Origin of the sequence: Streptomyces lusitanus (genome assembly GCF_042647945.1) — a bacterium.
GTDB classification, from domain to species: domain Bacteria; phylum Actinomycetota; class Actinomycetes; order Streptomycetales; family Streptomycetaceae; genus Streptomyces; species Streptomyces pseudogriseolus.
This window is the reverse complement of sequence record NZ_JBHRWL010000033.1, coordinates 229,337-245,866: the sequence shown is the minus strand read 5'-3', so window position 1 is coordinate 245,866 and position 16,530 is coordinate 229,337. Positions and strand designations below refer to the sequence as shown.

The 16,530-nt window shown below is 70.4% G+C and carries 21 protein-coding genes and 1 tRNA gene; 10 read left to right on the top strand and 12 right to left on the bottom strand.

The genetic code is table 11. The features are described from left to right. From ACFOSY_RS33025 to ACFOSY_RS32995, 7 genes are all read right to left on the bottom strand, one after another. A complete protein-coding gene (locus ACFOSY_RS33025; protein WP_394314131.1) occupies positions 1-180 on the bottom strand; it encodes a hypothetical protein in 180 nt (59 codons plus the stop codon). Between the two features lie 91 nt (positions 181-271). Further along, complete coding sequence (locus ACFOSY_RS33020; protein WP_394314129.1) at positions 272-511, bottom strand: hypothetical protein; 240 nt, start codon at positions 509-511, stop codon at positions 272-274. Position 512: 1 nt separating this feature from the next. Then, positions 513-803 carry a hypothetical protein gene (locus tag ACFOSY_RS33015; RefSeq protein ID WP_394314127.1) on the bottom strand — a complete coding sequence of 97 codons (291 nt, stop codon included), beginning with the start codon at positions 801-803 and terminating at the stop codon, positions 513-515. Between the two features lie 15 nt (positions 804-818). Next, the gene (locus tag ACFOSY_RS33010; RefSeq protein WP_019527436.1) at positions 819-1,004 is read right to left on the bottom strand and encodes a mobile element transfer protein; all 186 of its coding nucleotides are present in this window, start codon (positions 1,002-1,004) and stop codon (positions 819-821) included. A gap of 14 nt (positions 1,005-1,018) precedes the next feature. Then, a complete protein-coding gene (locus tag ACFOSY_RS33005) occupies positions 1,019-1,681 on the bottom strand; it encodes a DUF2637 domain-containing protein (protein WP_394314123.1) in 663 nt (220 codons plus the stop codon). A gap of 21 nt (positions 1,682-1,702) precedes the next feature. Continuing rightward, positions 1,703-3,031, bottom strand: coding sequence for an FtsK/SpoIIIE domain-containing protein (locus ACFOSY_RS33000; protein ID WP_394314121.1), 1,329 nt, complete (start codon positions 3,029-3,031; stop codon positions 1,703-1,705). Between the two features lie 2 nt (positions 3,032-3,033). After that, on the bottom strand, positions 3,034-3,363 hold the full coding sequence (locus tag ACFOSY_RS32995) for an SCO3933 family regulatory protein (RefSeq protein WP_394314119.1): 330 nt from the start codon (positions 3,361-3,363) through the stop codon (positions 3,034-3,036). A gap of 160 nt (positions 3,364-3,523) precedes the next feature. Between ACFOSY_RS32995 and ACFOSY_RS32990 the strand changes: the two genes are divergently transcribed. The 4 genes from ACFOSY_RS32990 (at position 3,524) to ACFOSY_RS32975 (ending at position 7,013) form a co-directional block, all read left to right on the top strand. Continuing rightward, positions 3,524-4,318 carry a GntR family transcriptional regulator gene (locus tag ACFOSY_RS32990; protein WP_394314117.1) on the top strand — a complete coding sequence of 265 codons (795 nt, stop codon included), beginning with the start codon at positions 3,524-3,526 and terminating at the stop codon, positions 4,316-4,318. Then, positions 4,315-4,980 carry a YdcF family protein gene (locus ACFOSY_RS32985; RefSeq protein WP_394314114.1) on the top strand — a complete coding sequence of 222 codons (666 nt, stop codon included), beginning with the start codon at positions 4,315-4,317 and terminating at the stop codon, positions 4,978-4,980. Before ACFOSY_RS32990 ends, ACFOSY_RS32985 begins: the two co-directional genes overlap by 4 nt. A gap of 1,108 nt (positions 4,981-6,088) precedes the next feature. Then, positions 6,089-6,547, top strand: a complete 459-nt coding sequence (locus ACFOSY_RS32980; RefSeq protein ID WP_394314112.1) for an ASCH domain-containing protein — start codon at positions 6,089-6,091, stop codon at positions 6,545-6,547. An 88-nt stretch (positions 6,548-6,635) separates the two neighbouring features. Beyond that, positions 6,636-7,013, top strand: a complete 378-nt coding sequence (locus ACFOSY_RS32975) for a VOC family protein (RefSeq protein WP_394314110.1) — start codon at positions 6,636-6,638, stop codon at positions 7,011-7,013. 238 nt (positions 7,014-7,251) lie between these two features. Here the strand turns inward: ACFOSY_RS32975 and ACFOSY_RS32970 are convergent, their stop codons facing one another. After that, positions 7,252-7,677 carry a DUF6344 domain-containing protein gene (locus ACFOSY_RS32970; RefSeq protein WP_394314108.1) on the bottom strand — a complete coding sequence of 142 codons (426 nt, stop codon included), beginning with the start codon at positions 7,675-7,677 and terminating at the stop codon, positions 7,252-7,254. 338 nt (positions 7,678-8,015) lie between these two features. On the opposite strand from ACFOSY_RS32970, the gene ACFOSY_RS32965 reads away from it, so the two are divergent. Then, a complete protein-coding gene (locus ACFOSY_RS32965) occupies positions 8,016-8,144 on the top strand; it encodes a DLW-39 family protein (protein WP_003999697.1) in 129 nt (42 codons plus the stop codon). A 143-nt stretch (positions 8,145-8,287) separates the two neighbouring features. Beyond that, on the top strand, positions 8,288-9,646 hold the full coding sequence (locus tag ACFOSY_RS32960; protein ID WP_394314105.1) for a hypothetical protein: 1,359 nt from the start codon (positions 8,288-8,290) through the stop codon (positions 9,644-9,646). 107 nt (positions 9,647-9,753) lie between these two features. Here ACFOSY_RS32960 and ACFOSY_RS32955 read toward each other — a convergent pair whose 3' ends face one another. Both ACFOSY_RS32955 and ACFOSY_RS32950 read right to left on the bottom strand, forming a co-directional pair. Further along, positions 9,754-11,241, bottom strand: a complete 1,488-nt coding sequence (locus ACFOSY_RS32955; protein ID WP_394314103.1) for a serine/threonine-protein kinase — start codon at positions 11,239-11,241, stop codon at positions 9,754-9,756. 189 nt (positions 11,242-11,430) lie between these two features. After that, complete coding sequence (locus ACFOSY_RS32950; RefSeq protein ID WP_394314100.1) at positions 11,431-11,979, bottom strand: helix-turn-helix domain-containing protein; 549 nt, start codon at positions 11,977-11,979, stop codon at positions 11,431-11,433. A gap of 181 nt (positions 11,980-12,160) precedes the next feature. Between ACFOSY_RS32950 and ACFOSY_RS32945 the strand changes: the two genes are divergently transcribed. Further along, positions 12,161-12,233 (top strand) — tRNA-Ala (locus ACFOSY_RS32945). A gap of 149 nt (positions 12,234-12,382) precedes the next feature. Here the strand turns inward: ACFOSY_RS32945 and ACFOSY_RS32940 are convergent. Further along, positions 12,383-13,099, bottom strand: coding sequence for a DUF5324 family protein (locus ACFOSY_RS32940; protein ID WP_394314098.1), 717 nt, complete (start codon positions 13,097-13,099; stop codon positions 12,383-12,385). 338 nt (positions 13,100-13,437) lie between these two features. Between ACFOSY_RS32940 and ACFOSY_RS32935 the strand changes: the two genes are divergently transcribed. Both ACFOSY_RS32935 and ACFOSY_RS32930 read left to right on the top strand, forming a co-directional pair. Then, positions 13,438-13,965, top strand: coding sequence for a peptidylprolyl isomerase (locus tag ACFOSY_RS32935; RefSeq protein WP_006134091.1), 528 nt, complete (start codon positions 13,438-13,440; stop codon positions 13,963-13,965). A gap of 103 nt (positions 13,966-14,068) precedes the next feature. Continuing rightward, positions 14,069-14,956, top strand: coding sequence for a rhomboid family intramembrane serine protease (locus tag ACFOSY_RS32930; RefSeq protein WP_394314094.1), 888 nt, complete (start codon positions 14,069-14,071; stop codon positions 14,954-14,956). A gap of 302 nt (positions 14,957-15,258) precedes the next feature. Here ACFOSY_RS32930 and crgA read toward each other — a convergent pair whose 3' ends face one another. Further along, entirely contained in the window at positions 15,259-15,513 is a 255-nt protein-coding gene (crgA, locus tag ACFOSY_RS32925; RefSeq protein ID WP_394314092.1) for a cell division protein CrgA, read from the bottom strand. 140 nt (positions 15,514-15,653) lie between these two features. Between crgA and ACFOSY_RS32920 the strand changes: the two genes are divergently transcribed. After that, on the top strand, positions 15,654-16,436 hold the full coding sequence (locus tag ACFOSY_RS32920; protein ID WP_394314090.1) for a DUF881 domain-containing protein: 783 nt from the start codon (positions 15,654-15,656) through the stop codon (positions 16,434-16,436). Positions 16,437-16,530: the final 94 nt, after the last annotated feature.

Here is a 16,530-nt window from a genome sequence, read left to right as displayed (position 1 = left end):
TCACCTCCCGGCCCGAACGACGCCGGCGGGGGCGGTGCGGCCGGTGCCCTTGCAGGCCGGGCAGCCGACGCGGAGGGTGACGCGGGTCCCGTCCGAGTGGCGGGTGCCGGTGGTGATCGCGGCGGTGGCGAAGCCGTCGCAGTCGCGGCAGACGCGCGTGATCTGGGCGTGCTGGGGCATGATGAGGCTTCCCTTTCGGGTCCGTTGGATCTGGATGGGTGGAGCCGTCCGGGGCGGCGGATCTTTGGCGAGAGAGCCGCCCCGGAGGGCGTTAGCGTCGGCGGTTGCGGCGACGCGGCGGGTTGACCGGCGGGAGCGCGTCGTACGCCTCCTGTCCCTGCTGGAACGAGGCGGCGTCGGCGTCGCCCTGGGCGATCTCGGTGAACTCACGGCCGATGCGGCGCATGGTCTTGCGGTCGCCGTGGCGGCGGGCGATTGCGAACTCGCGGCCGAGTTCGGCCATCTGCGGGTTGGCCGGGGTGTCGTTGCTCTTTCGGCTGAAGAGACCCATGTCACTTGCCCTTTCTGATCTTGGAAGTGCGGTTGATCGTGTAGGTGAGTCCGCTGGTGGCCGACAGGACCGCGACGGCGGCGCCGGCCATGACCTGGGCGACGAGGGCGATGACCAGCAGCACTGCGATGGACCCGGTGACGACGACGAGCGTCAGCACGATCGGCCCGGTGTAGGAGCGGGGCGCTTCCTGCACGATCACGACCTTGTGCACGTCGGTGCCGGGCGGGAGCCGCCGGTAGACGTCAGCGGGGATGTGACCGGCGCGAAGCTGGTCCTCCGGGAGCTGCACGGTTCGGCCCTCCTCTCAGGGGTTGCAGCGGTGCGTACGGGCGGCCAGTTCAGCCGCGGAGCGGTCGCGGTGCTCGGTGGAGAAGCCGCACTCCGGGGCGGTGCAGGCGGCGGTGTGCCGGGTCTGGCCACGGCCGTTGTTGAACGTGCCGACCTGCACGGGTCCGATGCGGATGACGTCGTAGAAGCGGTTCGGGCGCATCAGGTCACCTCCTTTCAAGCGAGTTGGGCGACGATCGCGCCGGCGAGGTCTTCCGGGATGCCGAGGCGAGCGCGCAGGGTGGCGGTGTCGATGTCGGTCCCTGTGCGGGTGCGGTGCTCGGTGGCGACCTTGCGTGCGTGATCGACCAGAGCCGGGGGCACCACCGGCACCGAGGCCGGGGCCGGGGCTTCCGGCAGAGCCGGGACCGGATCGGCCGGGATGATCTCCGGTTCCTCGTCCGCCACGTCGGGGCGGTCGACGACCGGCGCGGGATCGGCAGCAGCCGCGGGCGCGGGCGCCGCTGTCGGTGTGGGTTCGGTGGGCTGGTGGACGAGGAGGGTGCCGCCGAGGAAGGCCAGCGCGGGCCAGCCAGCGACGAGGATGCGCAGCCAGGCAGGTACGTGGTCGAGGTCGAGGAGCCCGGCGGTCGCGACGTTCGCGCCGAGGGAGGCGACCAGGGCGATGACGAACCACGTCCAGGCCGAGCGGTCCCGGCGAGCGCCGCGCAGTCGACGCCAGGCCGCCACCAACAGCAGGTCGACGGAGACCGGGTAGGCCCACGCCTTCCAGCCGGACTGTCCGGCCGCCTCGGCCAGGTCGTGCAGGTGGGCGAAGGACAGGGCACCGGCGATCACGGCCTGAATGAGCACGGCATCGATGCGGATCGAGCGAAACACGTCCTCACCTCCCCTCAGTGGTCAGGACTGCGGGACGGACGGCGGTGTGGTGGGCATCGGCGGGACCGCCACGGGCGGGCGGAACGAGGCTAGGAACGGCAGGTCCGGGGTCAGGTGGGCGTACTCCCGGCAGACAGCCGCCGCTTGCGCCGGCGTGGTCTCCGGGGTGCGGATGCGTGACCAGCCACCGGAGGTGTCACCGGCCACCGCGACACCGGGACGGTCCACCCGGATCGAGGTCGCGGACACCACCGCCTCAGGCGCGATGTCACCCAGGCCCATCTCCGCCGTCTGCTTGTCGTTGACGCGGTGCACCACACGGCCGGTGAGCTGAGCCCGCAGCGCGGTCGCACCACGGCCGAGGTCGGAGCCGAAGCGCTGCCCGCACACCTCCAGGTAGATCCCGACCGCGCGGGCCATCTGCCCCAGCCGCACGAGCTGCATGACCGTCCGGTCCCGCGCCGCTTCCTCCTTCTTGGAGGTGACGAAGAACAGCTCCGCCACCTCGTCCACGAGGACGACCAGCGGCACCGGCCGCAGCTTCTCGGGCAGGTCCCACAGATCGGAGACCCCGTGCAGGGCGAGGAGATCGAACCGTTCGCTCATCTCCAGCACCAGCGCGTCTATCAGGCGGCCGGCCATGTCCGGATCGGTGGCCAGCGCCGACAGGCGCGGCAGGTACCGGCTGTGCTCGACACCGCGCTTGCAGTCGATCCCGACCAGGCCGACCGGGAGCTTTGCCAGGCCCATCACCAGGTTGCGCTGGTACATGGACTTGCCCGACGAGTTCGCCCCCAGGGTCAGGGCGTGCGGCATCTTGCGGTAGTCCCGCTCGAAGACCGTGCCGTCCTCCCGCAGCGCCACCGGAACCACCAGGTCACGCGGCCGGGCCTTACGCGGCAGACGCACCCGCCGCAGCACGTCATAGCCCGTCATCCGCAGCTCTACATAGCCCGGCTTGGTCTCCGCCACGGTCACCGACTGCACCCCGAAGGCGTGCCGCAGCCGCTCCGAGGACACCGCCACGTCGACCGGCTCCAGACCGGCCGGAAGCCGCAACGTCACCCGCAGGCCCGTCGAGGTCGGGCGGATGCGGCGGACCTTCGGCGCGACGGGCCGGACCTCACACCGGGCCAGGTTGCGGGTCATGAACGCCCGCAGCCCCGTCGGCTGCACCGTCAGCCCGCACACGTCCATCGTGGACCGGTAGGACCAGGCGAACCGGCCCCACGTCAGCGGCAGACCCACCGTCGACCAGTACACCCGCGGAGCCCGAGCCTTGGCGTAGCCGACACCGCCGGCCCCAGCCAACGCCCCCGTGGCCTCCAGCCACAACGTCCAGTCGCTCATGGTCAGGCCGCCGGGGTGATCGCGACCGCACGGAAGGAGATCCCGTGCCGCTTCTGGCCGTTGAACTCGTTCTCCCAGTCCCGCGCCCTGAGCCCGATGACCTTCACCGGCATGCCCGGCTGGAGACCCTCGGGGTAGCCCGTCTCGGGGATGGTCACCTGGTAGAGGTTCCCTTCCCCCTCGTCCGAGACCAGAAGGCCCACCGTCGACAGCGGAGCCCCGGTCTCCCGGTCCATCGCCCGCTCCCCGGTCTTGGCGTTCGCCAGCTTCGGCACCGGCGCGGTCGCTACGAACACCACAGCGGTTGAAGTGTCGATCTTGAAGGACGGCATCAGTTCTCCCAGCGTTGAAGACGAGGCAGCCCAAACCGGACTGCATGACGCTCGCTGTCCTAGGACTGCGAGCCGCTGATGGAGATAGTGCATCGCAGTCCTAGGACTGTCAACAGTCCTAGGACTATGTTTCACTAGACCTCGGTGAGAGGGGTTCGAGATGGCGTCCAAGTGGCGAGAGCTGGCGGACAAGCTGGCCGAGCAGATCAGAAGGGGTGAGTACGCCCCTGGCCAGCGTCTACCTCACATCCGAGAACTCGTCGACGCCGGTGAAGGCTCCAAGGCAACCGTGCACGCCGCCTACAAGGCGCTGGAGGCCGAGGGCCTGGTCACCTCCTCGCGAGGCCACGGCACTGTCGTGCGCCAGCAGGTTCCCCTCAAGCGTTTGGGCATTGCCCGCTACGACAAGGCCAAGTGGCGAGACGGCGACGAGGTCGCGTTCATCGCGGACCGCGTGGCATCGGGCCGCAGCTACCGCCGGAACGAGCAGACCCAGACCGTGAGCCGTGTCGTAGCGCCGCCGGAGGCCGCAGCCGCACACGGGCTGCCGGAAGGCGCGGAAGTCTACGCACGCGCCCGCCTGGTCAAGGAAGGCGACCGACCGACGCACACGCTGACCAGCTACTACCGGCCCGAGCACGTGGAAGGGACGCGACTGGTCGACCCCACTCCGGGCCCCGCCGGCCGAGGCGGCGGATTCCGCGTGCTGTACGACGCGGGATACGAGATCGACCACATGAAGGAGCAGCTGTTCGCTCGCGCCGCCACACCGGACGAGGTGAAGCAGCTTCAATTGCCGCCGGGCGAACCGGTGGTCGAGCTGCACCGGACGACGTACACGGCTGACGGCACCGTCGTGGAGTTCGCCATCGGGGTGCACGCGGCATCGCGCTTCGCGTGGGAGTACGACTTCAAGGTGCCCGACTCGGCGAGGGACGGAGAAGGACAGCAGTGATCTCGACGCAGGATTGGGCCGACGCCCGGCGCGTATGGGACTACCACCAGATGGGCCATGCACCCCAACCGTGCTCGGTGGCCATCGGACTGGGCAGTCACGACCTGGGGGTGGCTGACACCGCCGTGGACCTGTACAAGCGCGGCTTGGCCCCCCTGCTCGTGTTCACCGGAGCCACCAGCCCGACGACGCGGGAGCGCATGCCCCGCGGCGAAGCCGTCCACTACCGCGAGCGGGCATTGGCGCTGGGGGTCCCCAGCGAGGCCATCCTCGTGGAGCCGCACGCGCGGAACACCGGGGAGAACATCCGCTTCTCCCGGAAGGTGTTGGAGGAGAGTGGGGTGGAGGTCTCCTCGGTGCTGCTGATCAGCAAGCCGTACGAGGAGCGGCGCGCGTACGCCACGGCACGCAAGCTCTGGCCCGAGGTCGAAGTCATCAGCGCTTCCACACCCATGACCTTCGCCGAGTACGTCGACTCCATCGGCGACGCCCGCTTGGTGATCGACATGCTTGTCGGCGCCCTGCAACGGCTGATGATCTATCCGGATCAGGGATTCATGATCCGCCAGCCAGTACCCGGCGACGTGGCCGAGGCGTACGAGCGCCTGTGCCAAGCCGGGTACACGAGCCGACTCACGACCGCCGCGACATCTTCGACCTGACCAGCGAAACGAGAGCTGTTACAGGTTTCTCTACCTCATCAAGCCCCGGCTGCGCTCCGCTCCGCCGGGCGCGCTTCCCGGCTCCGCTCCGGGCGCCGCTCCTGCCTTCGGCCCGCTCCGCCCGCGCTGCGCCGACGCGCGCCCACTGGTGGGTTGGGCCGGAGGCCATGAGGCGAGCACCGCACAGAGCGGCCCGTGGTCACAGACGATGCCTCCGGCGGGGGATCGGCCGGCACCGGGATGGAGGGAGCGCCGTCGCCGACCGCGGGCCGGTAGTGGCATGAGCGTGGTGCTCCCATCCCGTCCACCATCGACCCAGGCAGAGCCGAGCAGACGCGGCCCAGGGCGTCCAGGTCGTTCGTACAGTGGCGCGCTCCACCTGGACGCCCTGAACCACGCCCGCTCCACGGTGTGTGGGTCGACGGCGGACGGGATGGGAGCTGGGGGAAGTGGTGGGTTGAGGTTCGGTGGTAGCCTGCTTGCGCGCCGGGCGACAGTTCCGCCCGAAGCCGACAAGCTAACCAGCTAAGCGTCTGGCCCAGTGGCCAGAAGCGCTGAGGGTGCAAGCACTTGCACCGGCTGGGACCCGAGGTAGTTGCCAGCAGTGGGTTTGCTGGCTCGGGCTGAAGCGCACAGCCCCGGACCGTCAGTTCCGGGAGTCTGTGCATGCTTCTCCCGGAAGAGGCCCAGGCTCTCGGAGGATCACCTCAGGAGCCCTTGTGGATCTTCTCCAGACCGTCGTCCAACTCGTCACCCTTGCCTCGGCGCTGCTCGAACTTGGGCGGAGGGTCGAAGCCTGGCGCCGTCGGCGCGGCGACAGAGAGGGCGAGGAGTAGGGAGCGTGCATTTGTCAAGGCCGCCAGTTAGGGCTGACACCAACGCCTGACACCAACAAGGGCGAACGGCGGCGGTCGGCCACGGATGGCAGCGAGCATCGGGTCAAGGTGCGCAGCGGGTTGATCGACCTCGCAGATGCTGCGTGATCGACCTGATAAGGATGAGGCCACAGGTTCAAATCCTGTTAGCCCCACAGCACGAGAACCCCCGGTCCACTCGGACCGGGGGTTTTGCCGTGCGTGTCCGGCACCGGCCGGTTTACGGTCGCCGGATGACTTCCGATCCCACGTCGCCCGCCGCCGACATCGGGGCGCTGCCCACGGCGGAGTTCGCCTTTCCCGGGCCGTTGCGCGACCGTCTGGTCGCGGCGATCCTCGACGGCTCCAAGACCGCCACGACGGGACTCGTCGCCGAGTACGAGCGCGAGGGGGAGCCCCTGCCAAAGGTCGGGGACCGTTCGGTGCTCGTCGACTCGGACGGCCGGCCGGTCGCGGTCCTCGAGGTGACCGGTGTGCGTGTCGTCCCGCTGGCGCAGGTGGATCCCGCTCACGCGGCGGACGAGGGGGAGGGATACGCCGGCGTGGCCGAGTGGCGCGCGGGTCACGAGCGGTTCTGGAGCAGCGCGGAGATGCGGGCGGCGCTGGACGACCCGGACTTCGCCGTGGACGACACGACGCCGGTCGTTCTGGAGCGCTTCCGCGTCGTCACCGGCCTGCGCGGCGCCGGCTGAGCCGCGTGGTCCGCCGAAACCCCTCGCGTCGCGTGGGGGCGGGCGGTACGGTCGCGGGCTTGTGGTTCCGATGGGAAGGTGGGGCTTCATGGCGAGTCGGATCAGTGAGCTGGTGCTGGAGTGCCGGGACCCGGAGCTGCTCGCGCGGTTCTGGTGCGAGGTGCTCGACTTCGTGGAGCTGGACCGTGACGGGGAGGACATCGAGATCGGCCCGCGGGAGGGGTTCGGCGGGGCGCAGCCGACGATCGTCCTGAGCAAGCAGGAGCGGCCGCAGCCGGACCGGACACGGCTGCACATCGACGTCAACGCCACCGACCGCGACCAGGAGGCCGAACTGGAGCGCCTGCTCAAGCTCGGGGCGCGGCCGGCCGACGTCGGGCAGACCGGCGAGGAGTCGTGGCATGTCCTTGCTGACCCCGAGGGCAACGTGTTCTGCCTGCTGAGGAGGCGTCTCGACCCGCTCTGAGGGCCTGTCGAGGGTCCTGAGGTGCACCAAGTACTACGTGAGCCTCGCAGCGGCTCACGCCGCCGTCTGCGGGCGCGCGGTTCGGGCATGACCCGGACCCCGGTCGGAGGACGACCGGGGTCTTCGTTCTCTCTGCTCGTGTCGTGCCGTTGTGCTGTACGCAAGTTCGCCAGGACTCCGGTGAAGCAGCGACGGCACGAGGAGGGTCGGGTCAGGAAGGCAGTGGGGCGCGGCGGCCTCAGCGCTGGAGCGGGATCCGGGCGGAGGCGGGTGCGGGCAGGGTGGTCGCCGTGTCCGGGGAGCAGTGCGCGGGGACCAGTTCTGACTCGGGGCGTTCGGAGGAACCGTCCTGTGCCGCTTCGGTGTCGGATTCCGAGGTCGTGTCCGAGAGGGGCCGGTGCCGGCAGCTGGGGGACTTGCCGTGCGCCTCGGCGTGGATGCGCTGCTTCATCGTGGGGGGCAGTGCCCTGATCAGTGACCAGGACCACAGGGGAGTCGTCGGCGCGGGCGCCTCCGTCTTCGCGGCGCTGTCGCTGTTGCGCGTCTTCTGGGTCTGGGGTACGGCCGCCGCGGCGGCCGTGGTGACGAGACCGAGCGCCGTGCACAGCGCGAGGAAGGCGGTGACAACGGTGTTCCACAGCTGCATGACCTTGTTCCTGGCCATGGCCCCTCACTTTCGGGTTGGGCGATTTGCGTACTTTCCTCATGATGTGTATGAGGGCCTCGAAGTGGTGGACCGACGCCCGTGCCGCGTGGATGTTCAGATGAACACCACTCGGATGGGCGCATGGAGGAAGAAAATCCCTGGTTACGGGAGGAAACGGAACGAAAACACCGTCCGTGGGGGTGTGATCACCCTCCGATCGGACCGTCCGCGCCGTGCCGATCCGGTTGCCGCCGACGGCAGTTGGAGGCGGCGACGTAGGTCACCGATCGGTATCGACCGGTGTGTATAGTCGGGCGCCAGAGGTCCCCTACGTCAAGGAAAGACGAGGTCGCGCGGTGAAGAAGCTTCTCCTGGTCGCACTGGCCGCCATCGGCGGGCTCCTCGTGTACCGCCAGATCCAGGCGGATCGCGCCGAGCAGGATCTGTGGACGGAGGCGACTGACTCCGTGCCCACGGGTTCGTGAGTACCGGTATACGACGCTGAACAGACCCCGGCCGCCTGTGCGGTCGGGGTTTTGTGTGGCCGGGACCTTGTGGCCGGGCCGCGTCCCCGGTGCAGGATGGGCGGCGGCACGGAGCGGGACCCGGTGGCGACGAGGGGGGGCGCGTGGGGGGACGGCACGGTACGGCGCTGCGGGCGACGGCACGCGGCCGGCGCGGCGTCGCGGGACGTCCGGTCCTGGCGGCCGCGCTCGGACTGGGGACCGTCCTCACCGCTCTCACCGCCCTTACGGCACAGCCCGCCCGGGCCGCCGGCCAGGACACCACGCACGACTACGCCTTCGCCGCCGACGCGCGCCGGATCGAGGGCGCCGGGAGCACCGCGGACGCCGGGCGGCTGGAGCCCGGCCGGACCTACCGCAGCACCCTCCCGCCCGACGGCAAGGTGTACTACCGCCTGGACCTGGACGACACCAGCACCGCCTACGTCTCCGCCACCGCCGTTCCGCCGACCGGATCCGGCGTCTCCGTCGCCGACGGCGTCAAGGTGACCCTGGAGGACTCCGACGGCCGCTCCTGCGACGTGGACACGGCGCCCTTCGGCGCACCGGCCAGTCCCCATCCGGTCGCCGCGTGGGCCATGCGGGAGATCTCCCCCAGACGAAGCCTCTGCGCCGAGGCCGGCACGTACTACGTGACCGTCGAGCGCGCCTCCCCCGACGCCCGCGGCGCCTCACCCGACCCCTGGGAGCTGGAGATCGGCACGGTGTCGGAGCCCGGGACGACGACACCGGACGGCACGGCGGCGCCCGAGGCCTGGGACTCGGCCACACCCGCCCCCGTTCAGGGAACCGCCCAACGCCGCGCGGGCGGTGCGGGGTTCGCCCAGGCTGCACCGCTCGGCGAGGGCGTGTGGCGGGACGACATACGGCCGGGCCAGACGCTGTTCTACGAGGTCCCCGTCGACTGGGGCCGCCGGCTCCACGTCACCGCCGAACTGGGCAGCTCCGGCACGGACGCGACCGGCTACGTCGCCTCCGCGCTCACCCTGGACCTCTACAACCCGGTGCGCGGCCTCGTCGAGGACCTGTCCGTCGGCTACGACGGCGGCCAGAAGTCCAAGGCGCTCAAGCCGTTGCCGCCGGTCGCGTACGAGAACCGGCACGCCTCCGGGCAGCAGGTCTCGGCGGTGCGGTTCGCCGGCTCCTACTACCTGGTCGCGCACCTCTCCCCGGAGGTCGCGGAGGACTTCGGTGACGGGCCGGTGCCGCTGACGCTGCGGGTGCGGCTGGGCGGGGCGGCGCAGGACCGGCCGGACTACGCGGGCGGGACGGTGCCGTCGGACGTCTTCACGGTCGACGGCGGTCCTGGCGGCCCGGCCACGGGCGGGGGCGGTACCGCGGGCGACGCGACCCTGTACCGGGTGCTCGCGGCGGGCGGTATCGGCACCGGGAGCGCCCTGGTGGTGGGGCTCGGGGTGTGGACGGCGGTGGCCCGGCGGCGGGGCGCGGCGCTTTCCGAGTGATCCGGTGTCGTCGTGACCCGGTGAGGCCGGTGAGCCGGTGACGCCGGTGGTGCCGATGACACCAGTGGTGCCGGCGGCGGCGGTGGTGCGGGCGGCGGCGGTGCCGGTCAGATGCGAGTGAGTGCCCAGAAACCCACGGCGTAGCACGCCAGCGCCAGCAGCAGCACGGGCACGGCGACCCGCGCCGGCGGACCGGGCCTGCGGGTGCCGCGTCGGCGGTGGGAGCGGGGGGCCGGCGCGTGCTGAGCGGTCACCGTGTCCGGAGGCGGAACCTGTGACGACCGGGCGGTGTATTCAGCAGTGGAGGGTTCGGGACGCACAGCCGGTGGCGGAAGGGGGGAGCGCAGCTGATGGGTCGCTTCGTGGGAGAAGGCCTCGGGCGCTTGCTGCTGGTGGCCGTACGGGGGGTGGGGCACGTACTGCGGGGAGTGTGGGGGATGCTCGGGGGAGCGCGGAGTGGGGATCGAAGAGGGCTGGGGCGGCGGCAGGGGGAAGCTGCCGGTGTCCGACAGGGCGGCGGACTGCGGCGTGGCGTCCGGCGGAGTGGCGGGGGAGTCGGTGGCGGTGCCGTGCCGTGGGTCGGGAGGGGGCGTGCTCCGGCCAGGGGGAGGCCCGGAGACCCCGCTGCCCCCGACGCTCTGCCCCGCCGTCCCGCCCCCGCTCCTGTCCTCACCCACCGGGTCTCCAGGCCCCGCAGGGAGTCCGGAGGCTCTCTTCTCCGGGCCGTCCTCGGCGAACCCGGGCGGGAGCGGGCCGAGTTGGTCGAAGATCTCGATCAGCTCGTCGTCGGGGCCGGGCTCCGGCAGCAGCTCCGCCGCCGCGGCGAGCGCCTTGCGCGCCCCCGTCGCCGTGCGGAAACGCGCCTCCGGATCGGGCTGGAGCAAGGTGGCCACCACCTGCCACAGCGGCTCGGGGATGCCCTGCGGCGCGCCCGGCGTCCCGTGGTCGGCGAAATACTGGATGAGGGCCTTGGCGTCCGGCTTCGCGCCCTCGAGCAGATACAGGGCGACCAGGCCCACGGCGAAGAGGTCGGCGGGGAAGTCCGGCTCGGCGCCCATCATCTGCTCCGGGGCCAGATACCCGGGGGTCCCGACGACCAGGTCGGTCTCGGTCAGCCGGGGTTCGCCCAGCCGCATGGCGATGCCGAAGTCCGACAGCCGCAGCTTCGGCCTGCCCCGGCCGGTGGCCTCCAGCAGTACGTTGGCGGGCTTGATGTCGCGGTGCACCACGTCCTCCGCGTGCACCGCCGCCAGCCCTGAGAGGAGCTGGTCGAGCAGGGTGCAGACGAACGCCGGCGGCAACGGACCGTAGTCGCCGACCAGGTGCACCAGGGAACCGCCGGCCACCAGGTCCATGGTGAACAGGACCTTGTCGTCGTCGGCGGCCCAGCTGGTGGGAGCGAGCACATGCGGGTGGTCGATCCGCAGCGCCTGCTCGCGCACGAAGCGCAGCAGTGAGTGGGCGTCGCTCTGGAGCAGTACTTTCGCCGCCACATAACGGCGACGGCGGTGGTCCCAGGCGCGCCAGACCGCGCCCACACCCCCGCGTCCGATCGGGTCGACCAGCTCGTACCGGCCGGCGAAGACCTCACCCATGGCTGTGCGTCGCTCCTCCCCCTGAGGTGTCCCCCTGTCTCTCCCCCACGACGAGCGCTACGACTCCCCCTGCGCCGCTGTCACCCCGGCCCCCGTGTCAGCTCCCTGTGCCGGGCCCCTGTGCCAGGCCGCTGCTCCGGACCCCCTGTGTCACCGGCGGCCGACCCCCTTCGGCCGCCGGGCGGTGCGTCAGCTCTGGTGTGCCTGGTAGTGCGTGACCGCGTCGGCCGTGCGGCCGGCACCGTAGACGCGGAGGAACTCCGCCAGCTCCGGGTGGGTAGGCGCGAGGGAGTCCGCGGCGTCGAGGATGTCGCCGGCGGCCGCCACCGAGCGCAGCAGGGACTGGATCTCACGGACCACGCGCTTGACCGTGGGAGCACCTGAACTGCTCGTGGTCTGCGTGGTGTTGCTGAGCACGGAACCCCCCTGGGACTTCTTGATCTCCTCCATGCGCTCCGTGGCCTCGGCCGCGCTGACGCTGCCGTCCGCGACCTGCCCCGCCAGGTCCTGGAGCAGCTGCACGCGCTGGACCACCGCCGGATTGCCGATCTTCGCCCGCTGGCCGCTCATCAGCTGCGACAGCATCGGTGCGGACAGTCCGAGCACCCCCGCCAGACGGGCCTGGTTGAGGCCCAGGTCGTCTATGAGCCTACGGAAGAGCGCCCCCAACGGCTCCCCGTACCAATTCCGCTGCAGTTCCCGCGCTCTGGCGGTGGCTTCCTGCTGTGCGGCGTCCATTGCGTCTCCCCATCGCTTCCCCTGAACCGTGGGTTCGCTAGAGCGAACCACGCCGAGCATCTTACGGAGAGTGGTTGGTCACGGGGACCCCCAATCTTTTTGCGGAATCACCGGGGGGACCCGGTACTCTGGTCCCGGACGCCTGCCGGGATCTGTTTGTCCCGGTGGACGCATTCCCTCCGGGGCCTTAGCTCAGTTGGTAGAGCGCTGTCTTTGCATGGCAGATGTCAGGGGTTCGACTCCCCTAGGCTCCACAGAAAAGACCCTCCACCTGCGGAAACGCGGTGTGAGGGGTCTTGTTTCACGTGAAACGACGCGGCGGGACAGAGGAGCAATTCCTCTGTCCCGCCGCGTCGTTGGCGCCGTTCCTCGTGGTGACTGTGCCGACCCTCAGTTTCTGCGGTCAGTCCTCGTCGCGCTTGGCGGCCTCTTCCTCGGCCTCCTTGGCCGCGACCTCGGGATCGAGGGTCCCCGCGTCGCTGCCGTCCACGGAGGTCAGGGTCGAGCCGGACACGTCCGTCGCGGCCGGCGGTTCCACCAGCCAGTCGGGGTTGGCCTGCTTGTCCCACCACTTCCAGGCGGCGTAGGCGCCTCCAGCCACGGCGCCCAGGATCAGCATGACCTTGGCCGCACGGCCGGCCGCGGCCCGCCGCTGCTGCTTGCGCACGAGCTTCTGGATCTGCCGGGCCGAGACCTGGCCCCGCAGGGCGGCGAGCACGGCCGCACTCCGCGCCGCGGCCTCCTCCCGTGCGGGTCCGGCGGCGGCCGCCGCCTGCTCGAGCACCGGCCGGGAGTACTCCGCGGCCTGGCGCGCGGCGAGGCGCGTACGGACGGCGGCCTGGTGGGCGGCCTTGTCGACCTTCGGCGGCACGTGGGTCCGGGCCTGTTCCAGGTACGGCTGCACACGGGCGTCGTACTGCACGCGAGCCTGTTCCGCGGCCACGCGCGCCTGCTCCGCGGCCTGCGACACCTTGGGCGCGAGCCGTACGCGGGCCTCCTTCGTGTAGTGCGCGGCCCTGACCTTGGCCGTGTCGGCGTAGGGCGCCACCACTTCCGCGGCGTGCAGCACGCTGTCCTTCGCCGAACCGGTCGCGGCGCGCACGCTGTCGATGCGGGTCACGAGTTCCTCCTCCTCGGTGGCGTACGGTATTTCGACTTTCCACCCTTTTCCGGATCATGCCTGCCAGGTCTGCGCGCGGCATGCGCGGACGGGCGAACGGGTGCCGTCCTGGGTGACCGACGGCGATATCGAGGGCAAGAGGGCGAATGCGGTGCAACGGGTCTGTGCCGCCGACGATGCCACGGATCGGGACGATGTGCCCCCGGCACGGACGGACTCGTGGGGGTTTTCCGCAAGGGGTACGGCTCAGGACACCCCTTGTGTACGGAGGCCGGGCGACTGAGCGGCCGGTCCGTGCGAGGATCAGGGAGTCACGGAAAGACAACGGAAGGCACATCGTGGCTACGCAGCTCTACGCCACCCTGAAGACCAATCACGGCGACATCCAGGTCCAGCTCTTCCCGGACCACGCGCCGCAGACGGTCAAGAACTTCGTCGAGCTCGCCAAGGGCGAGCGGCAGTGGACGCACCCCCAGACCGGGGAGAAGACCACGGACAAGCTCTACGACGGCACGGTCTTCCACCGGGTGATCAGCGGCTTCATGATCCAGGGCGGTGACCCGCTGGGCAACGGCACCGGCGGCCCCGGCTACCAGTTCGGGGACGAGTTCCACCCGGACCTGCGCTTCGACAAGCCCTACCTGCTGGCGATGGCCAACGCCGGTCCGGGCACCAACGGCTCGCAGTTCTTCATCACGGTCGCCCCGACGGCCTGGCTGAACCGCAAGCACACGATCTTCGGCGAGGTCAGCGACGCCGCCAGCCAGAAGGTCGTCGACACCATCGCCTCGATCCAGACCAACCCGCGCACCGACCGTCCGGTGAACGACGTGGTCATCGAGTCGGTCGAGATCCGCGAGGGCTGAGCCCTTCGCTCCCCGGGGCACGAAAGCCTCCAAGGGAACCAATCGCCCCGCTCATCCGTAAGGATGGGCGGGGCGGGGCTTTTCCAACGACCTAGGGGATCTCATGGACGACCAGGCCGCCGACGCCCGGCAGGACGCCCACCGCGTCCCGGGCTGTTATCGCCATCCGGACCGTGAGACCGGCGTCCGCTGCACCCGGTGCGAGCGGCCGATCTGTCCGGAGTGCATGGTCGAGGCGTCGGTCGGTTTCCAGTGCCCGGAGTGCGTCCGCGGCGGCGGGGGCTCGGGTCACGCGCCGTCCGCCTCCCGGCCCCGCACGCTGGCCGGCGGAAGCGTTGCCGCTGATCCCCGGTTGATCACCAAGATCCTCATCGGGATCAACGTCGCGGTCTTCCTCGCCGTGTGGGTCGAGAAGTCGCTGCTGGCCGATCTCTACCTGGTGGGCGCCTGGCCGCCGGCGCCGTTCGTGACCACCCAGGGTGTGGCGGACGGCGAGTGGTACCGCCTGGTGACCTCGATGTTCACGCACGAGGAGATCTGGCACATCGCCTTCAACATGCTCAGCCTGTGGCTGCTGGGCGGACCGCTGGAGCAGCATCTGGGCCGGGCGCGCTATCTCGCGCTGTATCTGATCTCCGGTCTCGCGGGCAGCGCCCTGACATATCTGCTGGCCGGGGGCGGCACGGCCTCGCTGGGCGCGTCGGGCGCGGTCTTCGGGCTGTTCGGGGCGACGGCCGTGCTGGTGCGCCGGCTCCGCTACGACATGCGGCCGATCATCGCCCTGCTGGTGATCAACCTCGTCATCACCTTCGGCTGGAGCGGAATCGCCTGGCAGGCCCACATCGGCGGGCTGGTCGCCGGTGTCGTCATCGGCTACGGGATGGTGCACGCCCCGCGTGAGCGGCGGGCGCTCGTGCAGTACGGCACGTGTGCCCTGGTGCTGGGCGCGGTTGTGCTGATCACGCTGGTGAGGACCGCGCAGCTCACCTGAGCCGGGGTTTGTCCACAGACGGTGCCGGATCTTGTGCACACCGTGCGAGATGCGCGCCGCTTTCGGTTACTGACCGCTGTTTCCGCAGCTCAGGGCGCATACGAACAAGCATTCGGTTGGTGGTGTTTCTGTCACACCGGCGTCAACCTCGAAGGGGGTTATCCACAGATCGGGTCTCCTATCCACATGTGGACAAGGGCTGTGGATAACTCAGGGGATAACCCTGCCCAGAGCTGCGGACCCCTCCGGGCAGGGCAGGGCTCAGCGGCCGGCCGGAGCCGTGCGCGGAGCCCGGTCCGGCGCTACTTCCACTGCGTGGAGACGCCGAACCCGGCGGCGATGAAGCCGAAGCCCACCACGATGTTCCAGTTGCCCAGCTTGTCGATGGGCAGCGAGCCGTCCGTGACGTAGAAGACGACGATCCAGGCCAGGCCGATGAGGAACAGCGCCAGCATCACCGGCGCGACCCAGGCGCGGTTGGTCAGCTTGATCGCCGCCGCCTGCTTGGCCGGAGGCGGCGTGTAGTCGGCCTTCTTGCGGATACGTGACTTCGGCACGAGGGTCTCTCCTGTCGATGCGCTGCGTGGCCGCGCAGGGTCTGGGTCGGGCTCGGGGCAGCGTACAAGGGGACTCTGAGTGCTCCCCCGGGCGTCCGTTAGCGTAGTGCTTCTACGGCGCCGAAGGAGATAAGGGTACGTTGAGCAATTCTGCCGACTCCCCGGGGACGGAATCCAGTCCCGCGGCCCGCCCACGCCGTCTGCGTCCGGTGCGGGTGCTCACCGTGGGCATCTTCGCCCTCGCGGGTCTCCTCTTCTTCGTCAGTTTCGACACGGCCAAGGGCACCAACATCCGCACGGACGCCTCCCTGCTGAAGCTGTCCGACCTGATCCACGAGCGCAGCCGCAAGAACGCCGAGCTGGACGAGTCCAACGGCGCGCTGCGCGAGGACGTCGAGGCCCTCGCCGAGCGGGACGACGGCAGCACCGAGGCCGAGGACGCCCGGCTCGCCGAGCTGGAGGAGCGCGCCGGAACGCAGAAGCTCAAGGGCGAGGCGATCACCGTCACCCTGAACGACGCCCCGCCGGACGCCACCGCCAAGCTCCCCGGCTATCCCGAGCCGCAGCCGGACTACCTGGTCATCCACCAGCAGGACCTCCAGGCCGTGGTGAACGCCATGTGGCAGGGCGGCGCCGAGGGCATCCAGGTGATGGACCAGCGGCTGATCTCCACCAGCGCGGTCCGCTGCGTGGGCAACACTCTGATCCTCCAGGGCCGCGTCTACTCCCCGCCGTACACGATCACCGCCGTCGGGGACCCGGAGAAGCTGAAGAAGGCGCTCGCCTCCTCACCGGCGATCCAGAACTACATGGTGTACGTCAACGTCTACGGCCTCGGCTGGAACGTCGAGGACGAGGGGACCACCACCCTGCCCGGCTACTCCGGCACGGTGGACCTGCACTACGCCGAACCCGTGGACTGACACCCGCCGTTCCCCCGCCCTGCCGGTTTCACGTGGAACATGCGCCGCTGATCGAGGCGATCGGCCTCGCGGCACGTACTGAAGGGTGCACACA

What these genes read in the sequence shown, in the direction of transcription:
- ACFOSY_RS32990 (WP_394314117.1), top strand. Translation starts at nt 3,524, where the DNA reads ATGGCGTCCAAGTGGCGAGAGCTGGCGGACAAGCTGGCCGAGCAGATC.
- ACFOSY_RS32975 (WP_394314110.1), top strand. Translation starts at nt 6,636, where the DNA reads ATGGCGAGTCGGATCAGTGAGCTGGTGCTGGAGTGCCGGGACCCGGAG.
- ACFOSY_RS32930 (WP_394314094.1), top strand. Translation starts at nt 14,069, where the DNA reads ATGGACGACCAGGCCGCCGACGCCCGGCAGGACGCCCACCGCGTCCCG.
- ACFOSY_RS33010 (WP_019527436.1), bottom strand. Translation starts at nt 1,004, where the DNA reads ATGCGCCCGAACCGCTTCTACGACGTCATCCGCATCGGACCCGTGCAG.
- ACFOSY_RS33025 (WP_394314131.1), bottom strand. Translation starts at nt 180, where the DNA reads ATGCCCCAGCACGCCCAGATCACGCGCGTCTGCCGCGACTGCGACGGC.
- ACFOSY_RS33020 (WP_394314129.1), bottom strand. Translation starts at nt 511, where the DNA reads ATGGGTCTCTTCAGCCGAAAGAGCAACGACACCCCGGCCAACCCGCAG.
- ACFOSY_RS33000 (WP_394314121.1), bottom strand. Translation starts at nt 3,031, where the DNA reads ATGAGCGACTGGACGTTGTGGCTGGAGGCCACGGGGGCGTTGGCTGGG.
- ACFOSY_RS32955 (WP_394314103.1), bottom strand. Translation starts at nt 11,241, where the DNA reads ATGGGTGAGGTCTTCGCCGGCCGGTACGAGCTGGTCGACCCGATCGGA.
- ACFOSY_RS32950 (WP_394314100.1), bottom strand. Translation starts at nt 11,979, where the DNA reads ATGGACGCCGCACAGCAGGAAGCCACCGCCAGAGCGCGGGAACTGCAG.
- ACFOSY_RS32970 (WP_394314108.1), bottom strand. Translation starts at nt 7,677, where the DNA reads ATGGCCAGGAACAAGGTCATGCAGCTGTGGAACACCGTTGTCACCGCC.
- ACFOSY_RS32980 (WP_394314112.1), top strand. Translation starts at nt 6,089, where the DNA reads ATGACTTCCGATCCCACGTCGCCCGCCGCCGACATCGGGGCGCTGCCC.
- ACFOSY_RS32995 (WP_394314119.1), bottom strand. Translation starts at nt 3,363, where the DNA reads ATGCCGTCCTTCAAGATCGACACTTCAACCGCTGTGGTGTTCGTAGCG.